The 13,102-nt window shown below is 68.9% G+C and carries 7 protein-coding genes; 2 read left to right on the forward strand and 5 right to left on the reverse strand.

All coding sequences use genetic code 11. The features are described 5' to 3' along the window. Window positions 1-28: 28 nt before the first annotated feature. The 3 genes from AB1K54_RS10150 to AB1K54_RS10160 all read right to left on the reverse strand — a co-directional run bounded on the left by AB1K54_RS10150 (window position 29) and on the right by AB1K54_RS10160 (window position 3,145). Window positions 29-1,366, reverse strand: coding sequence for a class II 3-deoxy-7-phosphoheptulonate synthase (locus tag AB1K54_RS10150; protein ID WP_371202626.1), 1,338 nt, complete (start codon window positions 1,364-1,366; stop codon window positions 29-31). Window positions 1,367-1,469: 103 nt separating this feature from the next. Next, entirely contained in the window at window positions 1,470-2,189 is a 720-nt protein-coding gene (locus tag AB1K54_RS10155) for a lysophospholipid acyltransferase family protein (RefSeq protein ID WP_371202627.1), read from the reverse strand. Window positions 2,190-2,191: 2 nt separating this feature from the next. Continuing rightward, window positions 2,192-3,145 (reverse strand): ROK family glucokinase, encoded by a 954-nt coding sequence (locus AB1K54_RS10160; RefSeq protein ID WP_371202713.1) that lies wholly within the window; start codon window positions 3,143-3,145, stop codon window positions 2,192-2,194. Window positions 3,146-3,767: 622 nt separating this feature from the next. Between AB1K54_RS10160 and AB1K54_RS10165 the strand changes: the two genes are divergently transcribed. Further along, window positions 3,768-8,006 carry a hypothetical protein gene (locus tag AB1K54_RS10165; RefSeq protein ID WP_371202628.1) on the forward strand — a complete coding sequence of 1,413 codons (4,239 nt, stop codon included), beginning with the start codon at window positions 3,768-3,770 and terminating at the stop codon, window positions 8,004-8,006. A 98-nt stretch (window positions 8,007-8,104) separates the two neighbouring features. Here AB1K54_RS10165 and AB1K54_RS10170 read toward each other — a convergent pair whose 3' ends face one another. Beyond that, window positions 8,105-10,522 (reverse strand): LuxR C-terminal-related transcriptional regulator, encoded by a 2,418-nt coding sequence (locus AB1K54_RS10170; protein ID WP_371202629.1) that lies wholly within the window; start codon window positions 10,520-10,522, stop codon window positions 8,105-8,107. 185 nt (window positions 10,523-10,707) lie between these two features. Here AB1K54_RS10170 and AB1K54_RS10175 point away from each other — a divergent pair, with 185 nt between their 5' ends. Beyond that, complete coding sequence (locus tag AB1K54_RS10175; protein WP_371202630.1) at window positions 10,708-12,534, forward strand: long-chain fatty acid--CoA ligase; 1,827 nt, start codon at window positions 10,708-10,710, stop codon at window positions 12,532-12,534. 74 nt (window positions 12,535-12,608) lie between these two features. Here the strand turns inward: AB1K54_RS10175 and AB1K54_RS10180 are convergent, their stop codons facing one another. Further along, the gene (locus tag AB1K54_RS10180) at window positions 12,609-13,100 is read right to left on the reverse strand and encodes a peptide deformylase (RefSeq protein ID WP_371202631.1); all 492 of its coding nucleotides are present in this window, start codon (window positions 13,098-13,100) and stop codon (window positions 12,609-12,611) included. Window positions 13,101-13,102 lie beyond the last annotated feature (2 nt).

A 13,102-nucleotide genomic window follows, 5' to 3' on the forward strand; every position in this document is an offset into this window, starting at 1 on the left:
TGCGCCAGAGGCAAGCGCCTTCCGGCGATCAGAGCTTCTCGAGCTCCTCGGCGACCAGGAAGGCGAGCTCGAGGGACTGCATGTGGTTCAGGCGCGGGTCGCACAGCGACTCGTAGCGGGTCGCGAGGGTGGCCTCGTCGATGTGCTCGGAGCCGCCGAGGCACTCGGTCACGTCGTCGCCGGTGAGCTCGACGTGGATTCCGCCGGGGAACGTTCCGACAGCCCGGTGCGCCTCGAAGAACCCGCGCACCTCGTCGACGACGTCGTCGAAGCGCCGCGTCTTGTAGCCGGTCGGGGTGGTGATGCCGTTGCCGTGCATCGGGTCGGTCACCCACAGCGGGGTCGCGCCCGAGTCCTTCACGGCCTGCAGCAGCGGGGGCAGCGCGTCGCGGATCTTGCCAGCGCCCATGCGCGTGATGAACGTGAGGCGGCCGGGCTCGCGCTCGGGGTCGAGCTTGTCGATGAGGGCGAGGGCCGTCTCTGCGGTCGTGGTCGGGCCGAGCTTCACGCCGATCGGGTTGCGGATCTTCGAGAAGTAGTCGACGTGCGCGCCGTCGAGCTCACGCGTGCGCTCGCCGATCCACACGAAATGCGCCGAGGTGTTGTACGGCGTGTTCGTGCGCGAGTCGATGCGGGTCATCGGACGCTCGTAGTCCATGAGCAGGCCTTCGTGGCCGGTGAAGAACTCGACGCGCTTGAGCTCGTCGAAGTCGGCGCCGGCGGCTTCCATGAACTTGATCGCCCGGTCGATCTCGCCCGCCAGGCGTTCGTACCGCACGTTCGCGGGGTTCTGGGCGAAGCCCTTGTTCCACGAGTGCACCTCGCGCAGGTCGGCGAAGCCTCCCTGCGTGAATGCGCGGATCAGATTGATGGTGGATGCCGCGGTGTGGTACCCCTTCAGCAGCCGCTGCGGGTCGGCCTGGCGCGAGCCCTCGGTGAAGTCGTAGCCGTTGACGATGTCGCCGCGGTAGGCCGGCAGCGTCACATCGCCGCGGGTCTCGGTGTCGCTGGAGCGGGGCTTGGCGAACTGGCCCGCCATGCGCCCCATCTTCACGACCGGCATGGACGCGCCGTAGGTGAGCACGACCGCCATCTGCAGCACCGTCTTGATGCGGTTGCGGATCTGCTCGGCGGTCGCGCCCGCGAACGTCTCGGCGCAGTCACCGCCCTGAAGCAGGAACGCCCGCCCCGACGCCGCTCGCGCGAGCTTGTCACGAAGCTGGTCGACCTCGCCGGCGAAGACGAGTGGCGGGAGCGTGGCCAGTTCGGCGGATGCCGCGGCCACGGCGTCTGCGTCGGGCCAGTTCGGCTGCTGCTTGATAGGCAGAGTCCGCCAGTGGTCGAGCGCGTCGAGCTGCTGAAGCATCCTTCGAGTCTAACGGGGTCTCGACACGCGGCTCCGCCGCTGCGCGACCTTGATCCGCGCCGCCTCAACGCGTGGCGCCGCTGTGAGGCCGATCGAGCCTGCGTCAGGCCGCCGTGCTCCCGGACCCGTCGGCGGACGCCGCGGGTCTTTTCAGGCGATCCTTCACGGTCGAGGCGTAGACATCCTCGTACTCCTGCTCGCCCAGCCGCTGCAGCGCGATCATGATCTCGTCGGTGATCGACCGCAGAATGTAGCGGTCGTCCTCCATCCCGGCGTAGCGCGAGAAGTCGAGCGGCTCGCCGATCACGACCCCCACCCGCACCACCCGGGGGATCTTCGTTCCGATCGGCATCATCGTGTCGGCGTCCACCATCACGACCGGCACGACGGGCACGCGCGCCTCGAGCGCCATGCGCGCGATCCCCGTACGGCCGCGGTACAGCTTGCCGTCAGGGCTTCTGGTGCCCTCGGGGTAGATCCCGAGCAGGTCGCCGCGCCCCAGCACCTGAAGGCCCGTGTTTAGGGATGCCTCGGACGCCTGCCCGCCCGAGCGGTCGATGGGGATCTGCCCGGTGCCCTTGAAGAAGAGGCGCGTCGCCCAGCCTCTCAGTCCGCGCCCGGTGAAATAGTCGCTCTTGGCGAGGAACGACACCGGCCGGTCGATCATGATCGGCAGGAAGATCGAGTCGACGAACGACAGGTGGTTGCTCGCGAGGATCGCCGCGCCTTCGGCGGGCACGTTGCGCCGGCCGACGACCCACGGGCGGAAGATCGCCCTGACGATCGGTCCGATCACCACGTACTTCATCAGCCAGTAGAACACCGTCAGGCCCGGCTCTCCACCAGGATGCGGCCGGCCAGATCAGCGGCCCCGATCATGCCGGCGTCATTGCCGAGCTTCGCGATCGTGAAGTCGGCCACCGGACGGTCGCCGTAACCGGGAAGCGCCGTCTCATACGCGATGCGCACGGGCTGGAGGAGGGTCTCGCCCAACTGCGCCACTCCCCCGCCGATCACGAACAGTTCGGGGTCGAGCACGGCCTGGAACTCACCGCACGCCTCGCCGAGCGCGGTGGCCACGCGCAGCAGCGCCTCCTGCGCCCCCGCGTCGCCCGCGAGCACGAGCCGCGACACAGCGGGACCCGAGATCGAGCCCTTCTCCGCGCGCACGGCAGCCAGCGCACGGCCCCGCTCGCCGCCCTCGTCGGCGATGGCGTCCGCCTCGCGCTGCAGTGCGCGACCGGAGGCGTACTGTTCGAGGCATCCGTTCTGTCCGCAGCCGCAGCGGCGTCCGTCGCGGATGAAGCGCACGTGACCGAGCTCGCCGGCGATGCCGTGGCCGCCGCGGAAGAGCTCGCCGTCGATCATGATCGCCCCGCCGACACCGGTGCCCAAGGTCAGCATCACCATGTCGTCGACGTCACGTCCCGCGCCGAAGCGGAACTCGCCCCATCCGGCCGCATTCGCGTCGTTCTCGATGGTGACAGGCCACGAGATGAGCGCCTGGAGCGTCTGGCGAAGCGGGTAGTCGCGCCACGCGATGTTCGGGGCGTGGATGACCACCGACTGGGATTTGTCGATGAAGCCGGCTGCGGCCACTCCCACCGCCGAGACGTCGTGGTGGTCGGCGAGGTGGTTGGCCATGTCGGCGACCGCATGCGACAGCTCGGTCGTGTCGACGGGTGTCTCGACACGCAGCTGATCGATGATCTCGCCGCGCTCATCGACGACACCCCCGGCGATCTTGGTGCCGCCGATATCGATCCCGATGTTGAGCAACTCGAACTCCCTCTCAGCCGACACTCGCGCGCGCCGCCTTGAAGTCTAGGCCGTCACCGCCCCGGCAAGGACCCCGAAAGGCGATCGCGAGCACCCCTCATGCCGCTGGTCAGGCCCGCCACTCACGCACTTGCGCGCTCGCACCCGGTTGCACGCGCATCGACACGGGCAGCGTGAGTGCTCATCACCTATTCGACGATCGGTCGCCCGGGATCGGCGATAGCGTCGCCGGCGCAGGCCGCCTCGCACGTCGGGGTGTTCGCGCCCCCGACGCGCGAACGCGGACGACGTGTCAGGAGCGTCGACGTCGATGGAGGTTCGGATGCGGCAGTCCCGGGGGGATCGGTCCGGCAGGGTCGCACGGGCGACAGCGGCGCTTGTGGCGACGGCGCTGCTGGCCTCGGGCATGCTCGCGCTCAGCTCGGATCCCGGGCTGGCCGGTCCGCCGCCGAACGGGACGCCGCTGCTGGCGGAGACCTTCCGGGGCGCGTTCGTCGAGGATCCCTCGTGGAAGATCCAGGGCAGCGCCTGCCTGACCGGCACCCCCTCAGGGACAAGTCCCGCTCCCGGTCACGCTGCCATCCCCCCCTGCGACCCACACCAAGTCGGCCCCGTGCCGCCGATGGGGGGCGCACCGGATGGGTACCTCCAGCTGACCGACGCAAGCACCAGTCACTCGGCCGCGGTGCTCTACGACCAGCCGCTGTCCGCGCGCGCCGGCATCTCCATCACGTTCGATCTGTACCAGTACGGCGGCTCAGGGGCCGATGGTGTGAGCTTCTTCCTCGTGGACGGATCGGTCTCACTCACTCACGCCGGCGCCCCCGGCGGCAGTCTCGGATATGCGCAGAGAGGAAACCAGTCAGGGGTGGATGGGGCGTATCTCGGCGTCGGCCTGGATGCGTGGGGGAATTTCTTCGCCGATACGGAGGGTCGCGGGACAGGCTGCCCGCCCGATCAGCGCTCCCCCGGTGACGGCTTCGGCTTCGCACCGCAGGTCATCACCCTCCGCGGCCCGGGGCAGGGCCAGCAGGGGTACTGCTGGATCGATGCCACGATCCGCAGGCCCATCAAGTACCCGGGAAACCCCGGAACGAGTCTGAACGGCGGGACCGGCACGCTGCGCGCCGGGACACGAGAGCAATCGCACCGGGTCGTGAACCTGCAGGTCACGCCCGTCACAGCCTCGTCGCCGGTGCCGCGCGTGATCGTGCAGGTCCAGTACCAACCGAACGGCCCCTGGGTGTTGGAGCTCGACGCCCCGGGTCCCCCGAACCCGCCCAGCACGTACAAACTCGGCTACTCCGGTTCGACCGGCGGTGCCACCGACGTGCACCTCGTGCGCAATGTGGTGGTCTCCACGGTGGAACCCATCGAAGGACTGATTCTGGACAAGCAGGTGGACCGCTCCGGTCCGCCGCTCGCGCCCGTGCTGCTCGAAGGGTCGCACATTCCCTACCAGTACACGGTGACGAACGTCGGCGCGCCCGTTCACGCGCTGCACATCTCGGACGACCGGGTCGTCGACGGCTCGATCACGTGCGATCGCACGAGCCTGACGATGGCGCCCGCAGCCGGGTCGGTCGCGGTGTGCCGCGGCTTCCACACCGTCACGGCCGAGGATGTGGCTGCGGGGAGTGTCACCAACGTCGCCACGGCCGATGGGCTGCTTCCTGCCGGAAACCCCATCGTGTCCAACCCCGATACGGTGACGGTGCCGCTGCACGCCGCGGTGGAGCTCGAAAAGCACGTCGAGACCCCGCCGCCGTACTCGCCCGGTCAACAGGTCACCTACGCCTACACCGTCCGCAACACAGGAGGCGCCGATCTGGTCCTGCCGCGTGTCACGGACAACCGGATCCCGTGGGGCACCACGTGCGAGTCGACGACCGTGCCAGTCGGACGGTCCACGACCTGCCGCGGAACTCACACCCTCGAGTCGTGGATGGTCGAACCGGACGGGTACGTGGTCAACACCGCCTCCGTGACGGCGCAGACCTCGATCGGCCAGACTGTGACCGACGGCCCGGTGACCGCACGGATCCCCTTGGGGCTCGACATCGCCGTGACCAAGTCGGTCGACGACCCCACCCCGCAGGTCGGGTCTGCGGTCACGTTCACGGTGACGGCGATCAACAACGGTCCGGCCGACGCCACCGGGATCGTGATCACCGACGTGATTCCCGGCCCAGACCCCGCATCGGCTATCGAGTACCTGTCGTCGACTCCGGCTGCGCACACGACGTACGATGCCGCCTCCGGGGCATGGTCCATTCCCACCCTCGCGGTCGGCGAACAGGTCGCACTCGAGATCACCGCGCTGGCGAACACCTCCACCCCGTATACGAACACGGCCGCCCTGACGCACGTCGATCAGCCCGACCTCGACCGAGGCAACAACACCGCGCAGGCGACCATCCGCGCATTCGAGCCGTCAGTCGACATCGCCGTGACCAAGACTGTCGACCGGGAACGGATCCCTGTGGGCGCACAGGCAGTCTTCACCGTCACCGCATCCAACAGCGGGCCCTCAGCGGCGACGGGGATCGAGTTGCTCGATCCACTGCCCGCGGGGCTCGCGCTGGACCCGGTGTCCTCCACCGGCAACGGGGTCTACGACTCCGGCACCGCAACCTGGAGCATCGACCGCATCGACCCTGGTCAGAGCGCGTCCCGCACCTTCGTCGTCACCGGCGTCTCGCTCGGCACCTATACGAATCTGATCGCGCTCACGGGCAATTCCGGCGCCCCCGACTCCGACCCGACGAACAACTCCGCATCGGCGCAGCTCGAAGTGATCCGGGCAACGGCGGACCTGGCCGTCTCCAAGTCGGTCGAGCCTGCGACCGCGACGATCGGAGACACCGTCGTGTTCGAGCTCCGTGCCGAGAACCTCGGTCCCGACGCTGCCCAGGCCGTCGTGGTCACCGACATCCTCCCCAACGGACTCACCGTCATCGAAACGACGGCGACGACCGGAGCCATCAGCAGCGACGGCGCCGAGTGGGAGATCGGCGACCTGGCTCCCGGGCAGACCGGCGTTGTCGCAACGATCACGGTGCTCGTGTCCGCGGCCGGAGCGCACGTCAACACCGCGACGATCGGGTCCGCGCTCGTCGACGACCCGGATCTTTCGAACAACTCGGCATCGGCGACCGTGCAGGGCACCCCGCCGGTCCTCGATCTCGCGGTCACCAAGTCGGTGTTCGTTCCCTCGGGCGCCTCGCCGACCGCGGTCCCTGTCGGCGAGGAGGTCGAGTTCGTCATCACCGTGTCCAACCCGGTGGTGCGGCGGCCTTTGGTCGCGAACGATGTGATCCTCACAGATCAGCTGCCCGTGGGGCTGACGTACCTGTCGAGCAGCGGCAACGGCACCTACGACGAGGCGACCGGGCTCTGGTCGCTCAGGTCGATCGCGCCCGACGGCACCGCTGTGCGCACGATCCGGGCGCGCGTCGACGAGGCCGCGGTGCTCAGCAACACCGTGACGCTCAGTTCGCTCGCCGAGACCGACCGCGATCCCACCAACAACAGCGCCACGACCGCAGTGACCGGTATCGCCTGGGCGGACCTGGCGATCACGAAGACCGTGGAACCCGAGATCACCCGGACCGGCAACGCGATCGAATACACCTTGAGGGTGAGGAACAACGGCTCGCACGATGCGACCGAAGTCGCGGCGTTCGATCCCCTCATGCCAAATGCCACGCTCATCGATGCCGAGATGGATATGGGCTCCTTCGACCCCACGACCCGCATCTGGCAGATCGGAGATCTTCCCGACGCCGCGACGGCGACGCTCACCGTCCACGTCTCCACGACACGCCCGGGGCTTCATCGGAACACCGCCGTCGTGCACAGCTCCCGCCAGCCGGATCAGGAACCGCGCAACAACGAGGCTTTCGCAGATATCTACGAGCCCTCCGCCGACATCGTGGTCGTCAAAGCCGTCGACCGCCCGGCGATCCTCGTCGGCGAAGAAGTGGTCTTCACAGTCGGCGTCACCAACCGCGGACCCGACATCGCGGATGCCGTCACCGTCGCAGATTCCCTCCCGGCCGGCCTGGAGTACGTCTCCCACACCGCCACGATCGGTCGCTACGACCCGCACACCGGGGACTGGTCTGTGGGCGACCTGCCCGTCGCCGACCCGGACTCGACCGAGGCGCAGGGGGTCCTGCTCATCACCGCCGTCGGCGCTGCCGCGGGCACGTTCACCAACCATGCCGCGTCGGACCGTTCCGAGGCGTTTGCCATCGATCCTGACCCGTACAACAACGCGGCGCAGGCCACGACCGTCGTGACGGCTCCCCCTGCTGAGCTGCACGTCACCAAGAGGGTGGATCGCTCCGCTGTGCAGATCGGCGACACCGTGACCTACACCATCGAGGTTCGCAACAGCGGCAACGCGGATGCCGAGTCCGTCGCGGTGATCGACGAGTTCCCCTCGGGCATCGCGGCGACGCAGACGAGCACGCCGGGGTGCGCGATCAACGGCCAGGTGCTCAGCTGCGATCTCGGCGCCATCGGAGTCGGCGCGACCGCCTCGATCGACGTGTCCGGCACGGCTCGCGAAACCGGGCAGTTCACCAACACGGCAGTCGCCTCGACTCCGGAGCCCCTGTCGCCGCTCTCGACGCTCTCGGCCAGTGCATCCGTCGAGGTCTCGGCGACGACGAGCTCGCCCGCCGGCCCGACGTCTCTTCCGCCCACCGGCCCGACGTCTCTTCCGCCCACCGGCGCGTCGAGCCCGCCGGCCGTTCCGCCTCTCGGGGGCATCCTCATCGCGGCAGGGATGGCGACTCTGCTCGCCGCACGGCACCGGCCGCGCCCCGCCCCCGAGACGATCCGCAAGCGATGAGCAGGAGTGCGCAACCGTAGCGGATCGGCGCGGTGACGGGGCAATCGGGGGTACCCGTCACCGCGTGCTCGCCTGCGATCACCGGCCGAAGCCGTGCTTCACCGCGCCTCGCTGACCAGTTGGGCAAGGTCCGATCGCGACCGCATGCCCGTCTTGCGCAGTGCGTTGGAGATGTGGTTCTCGACAGTGCGGATGCTGATGCCGAGCCTGTGAGAGATGTCGCGGTTTCGCAGGTGACCGGCCAGCGTCGCGATCTCCAATTCGCGGGAGGTGAGCCGCTGCGCGGGCATCGACGAGTCGATGACGGCGGCCGGGAGGCGGCTCACACCTGCCGTCCGGTCGATGATCGCCGCGAGCGCATCGACAAGACGCCGATCGCCCTCAGTCTCCGCCCGGCGACGAGCGGCGTCCAGCGTCTGTGTCACCAGAGCGGAGTCGCCGCGGGGCGTCTCGTCCGCAAGTCGTGCGAGCGCTGAGACATCGCCGACCGAGGCCGCAGCCGAGGCGCGCAGAGCCCGGTCGAACAGTGGGATGGTCACCCGATCCAACAGCGCCGCCGCTTCGCGGGCGAGAGCGGGGCCGGCGCAGAGCGTGCCCGCGAACACGGCGCACGACGCTGCCGCGGTGAGATAGCCGCGGTCCATGCGCGTACGGACGACGACCGCCAACTGTTCGTCGACCTCCGCCGGGGTGAGCCCGGGAGCGACCAGGCACGATGTCAGGTCCGTTCCCATGCCGTAGAGCGGCCCCGGGTCGCCGGCGTAGGCGAGTGCGTCGTGCAGTAGAGCCTCACTGTCCCGACCCGACCGAATCGCGTCGAAGGCATGGATGTTCAGAAGACACCCGAACAGCGGGCGGGCCACCATGCTCACGCGAGCCAGACTGAGCCCGCTCGAGACGACGTGTTCGCTCGCCTGCGGGCATCCGGCCGCCGATGCGGCGAAGGCGGACACATAGGAGGCCCCGACGTACCCGAGCCGGTCTCGCGCGACGAGAGCGCGCTCGCGGATCTCGGCCGCGCGATGGTACGCCACCCACGGTGCGCCCTCCAGGGCGGTCACAAGAGCCTCCACGAACGGAAGGAGAAACTCTCCGTAGAGGCCGGACGCGCTCTCGGGCAGTTCACGACGGGCCGCAGTGACGTCGCCGCCGAACAGGACCAGCAGCGCCTTGACGATCTTGACCGCTCCGGTCGTGTCGTGCGCGGCCTCGATGTCCAGTCTCCCGATGTCATCGGGAGACACCCGCTCCAGCATCGAGGTCAGGAAGCACGCCGCCAGCTCGGCCCCGGCGCGGGAGTCGGGCGCAGCCTCGCCGAGGTCGCGCAGCCGCTCCAACGCCCCGGCGAGATCCCCACGGTCGAATGCGAGCCACTCCGCGTGCTGCACGACGAACTCGAGGGTCTCCAGGGGTGGTGCCCCGCCGAGGTGCGTCTGGCTGAACACGCGCTCGATGTCGGAGCGCTCCACGGAACTGCCGGTCGCCCTGAGCAGATAGGCCGTCGCGTGCTTCGGGGACTTCGCATCCTCCCAGGCGACCAGTTCGCGCTGCGCGCGGGACGTCTCCTGCATGAAGTACCCCGCCACCGTCACCGCCTCGACGGCCGGCGACCCGCCAGAGCCGATCTCGGATGAGGGCGGCAGCAGGAGACCGGGCCCGGGCATCTCGTCCGCGGTCGACGCACGGGGCATCTCGTGGCGGGCGAGCATCTCGCCGATCAACGGCGGCCACAGCGACGCGACAGGCATCCGCCCTTCGGTGCGGACAGCGCGGATCAGCCCTCGACGGATGAGACCGACATAGCCCGGCTGATCCTGCAGCCCGGTTCGCTGCGGCGACTGCACCCCGAGCACCGCCGCCAAGCGGGCCGCGCTGAGCTCTGCGTCCGAGAGCCCGCGAAGCCGCCATTCCACGAATGGCCGCAGATGCTCGTTCCACAGCGAGGGGGCCGCGAGGTGCCATCGGCCGTCGCGCTGCGCGATGAGACCCGTCACGCGGGCGCTGTCGGCGATAGCCACGACGAGCTCCGGGATGCCTCCGGACTTGCCGAGGATCCGTGCCGTGAGAGAGGTTGCGGCCGGCGCGCCGAGCACGTCGCCCACCAAGCGCTTCACATCCGCGTACCTCAGCGGCGGCATGGTCAGCGAGACCTCCGGCCAGGTCGGTTTGTGCGCGCTGCCCAGGCCGATGCCCATCACGCGGATGCAGCGAGCCTGCTCGCAGACGGTGGACAGCAGCTGCACCGAGAGTTCATCCCCGAGGTCCCAGTCGTCCAATGCGAGCACTGTCATCGGATCGGCCAGCAGCTTCGCCCGGATCGCGTCCGCCACACGGTGCGGGCGCCGATCGTCCGTGGCCGACAGGACGCCGAGCTGGCCGAGAAGCTGTCCGCGCAGGCCGTCCCCGCCTCCCCCTCCACCGGCCCTCAGAACGCGGATTCCGCGGGAGACCAGCGTGTGCACGATCTCGTCGAGCGTGGTCGTCCTTCCGCTTCCGGGCGCACCGACCAGCCGCACCCTTCGACCCTGAAGGATGTGCTTCACCGCGAGTTGCGTGATTTCGGGAAAGTAGGACACTACCGTTCGATCTGCTCAGAAAACAGCCGCAATCCGAGCATAGCGACAACCACGAAACGTGGTCGAGACACCCGACTAAGCTCGACTGCATGCCCGAACTCCCCACCGGTGCCGAAGGAGCTGCCGTGACCCAATTCGAAGTCCCTGCGATCGTCCCTGCCGACCCGCAGGCGAACATCACAGATCTTCTCGTCGATCGCGTCGCCGCGACTCCCGACCGCGCACTGTTCGCGGTCCCCGAAGGCGACGGCTGGCGCGACATCACCGCTGCGCAGTTCCAGCGCCAGGTCGTCGCCCTCGCCAAGGGCTTCGCCGCCGCCGGCATCGAGCCCGGCGACAAGGTCGGCTTCATCGCGCGCACCACCTACGAGTGGACGCTCGTCGATTTCGCGCTCTTCTTCGCCGGCGCCGTGATGGTCCCCGTCTACGAGACGAGCTCCGCGACGCAGATCGCGTGGAACCTCGCCGACTCCGGCGCGATCGCGTGCATCGCCGAGTCGCCCGAGCACTCCGCGCGCATCGCCGAGGTCCGCGGCGACCTGCCACTCATCCGCTCGGTGTGGGCGATGCACGACGGCGACCTCGACAAGCTCGTCGAGCAGGGCAAGGGCGTCGACGACGCCGAGATCGAACGCCGTCGCAAAATCGCGCGCGGAGACGACATCGCGACCCTCATCTACACGTCGGGCTCCACCGGCCGCCCCAAGGGCTGCGTCCTGACCCACGGCAACTTCGTCGAACTCGCACGCAACTCGGCGTCCTCGCTCGCCGAGGTCGTGAACACGCCCGGCGCATCGACGCTGCTGTTCATCACGACCGCGCACGTGTTCGCCCGCTTCATCTCGATCCTCAACGTGCACGCGGGGGTCAAGACCGGCCACCAGCCCGACACGAAGCAGCTGCTCCCCGCGCTCGGCTCGTTCAAGCCCACGTTCCTCCTCGCCGTCCCGCGCGTGTTCGAGAAGGTCTACAACTCCGCCGAGCAGAAGGCCGAGACCGGCGGCAAGGGCAAGATCTTCCGCGCCGCCGCGCACACCGCCGTCGAGCACTCGAAGCTGCAGCAGGAAGGCAAGAAGGTCCCCTTCGGCACCCGTCTCAAATTCAAGCTGTTCGACAAGCTCGTGTACGGCAAGCTCCGCGAGGCCATGGGCGGTCGCGTCGTCTACGCCATCTCGGGCTCCGCACCGTTGGGCGAGCGCCTCGGTCACTTCTTCCACAGCCTCGGCGTCGTGATCCTCGAGGGCTACGGCCTCACCGAGACCACCGCGCCGGCCACCGTGAACATCCCGACCAAGTCGAAGATCGGCTCGGTCGGTCCGGTGCTGCCGGGCGTCGGCATCCGTCTCGCCGACGACGGCGAGATCCAGGTGCGCGGCATCAACGTCTTCAAGGAGTACTGGCGCAACCCCGAGGCCACCGCTGACGCCTTCGACGGCGACTGGTTCAAGACCGGCGACCTCGGCTCGTTCGACGACGAAGGCTTCCTCACGATCACCGGACGCAAGAAAGAGATCATCGTCACGGCCGGCGGCAAGAACGTCGCCCCCGCCATTCTCGAAGACCCGATCCGCGCCAACCCGATCATCGGCCAGGTCGTCGTCGTCGGCGACCAGAAGCCGTTCATCTCGGCGCTGATCACCCTCGACCCCGAGATGCTGCCCACGTGGCTCGCGAACAACCACTTGCCCGCCGACCTGAGCCTCGCCGACGCGGCAAAGCACCCGACGGTGCTGGCCGAGGTGCAGCGCGCCATCGATCACGCCAACACCGCAGTGTCGCGCGCCGAGTCGATCCGCAAGTTCACGGTGCTCGACAGCGAATGGACCGAGGCGAGCGGACACCTGACGCCGAAGCTCAGCATCAAGCGCAACGTCATCATGAGCGACTTCGCGGGCGACATCGAAGCGATCTACGCCGTTCCCGTCAACACGACGAACGTCTCGCTCGCATAGCGGACGGCTCGCACCACGATCGAGCCCCGGCCCCTTCTGGGACCGGGGCTCGATCTGGCTTCACGTCCGGCTGCTCAGAACCAGTCGCTCTCGCGCACCGCGCGCATCGCGACCCGACGCGTGTCGGGCTGAAGCCGGTCGAGATAGAGCAGTCCGTCGAGGTGGTCGGTCTCGTGCTGCAGCGCCTGCGCCAGCAGGCCCTCCCCCTCGAGAACGACCTCGTTGCCGTCGAGGTCGATGCCGACGACCTTCGCGTACGGATGCCGCGGCGTGTCGTGCCACAGGCCGGGCACCGAGAGACACCCCTCGCCGACCAGCTCGGGCTCGCCCTGCACCTGGACGATCACGGGATTGAGCACGTAGCCGATCACGCCGTCGACGTTGTAGCTGAACGCGCGCAGGCCGACGCCGATCTGCGGGGCCGCGACGCCGGCGCGGCCGGGCAGCTCCACCGTGTCGAGCAGGTCCTGGACGAGGGCTCGCACGCCGTCGTCGATCGTGTTCACCGGTGCGCAGACAGACTTGAGAACGGGGTCGCCGAAGAGGCGAATGGGTCGCACCGCCATGC

This window comes from Microbacterium sp. BWT-B31 (assembly GCF_041379855.1).
Classification (GTDB): domain Bacteria; phylum Actinomycetota; class Actinomycetes; order Actinomycetales; family Microbacteriaceae; genus Microbacterium.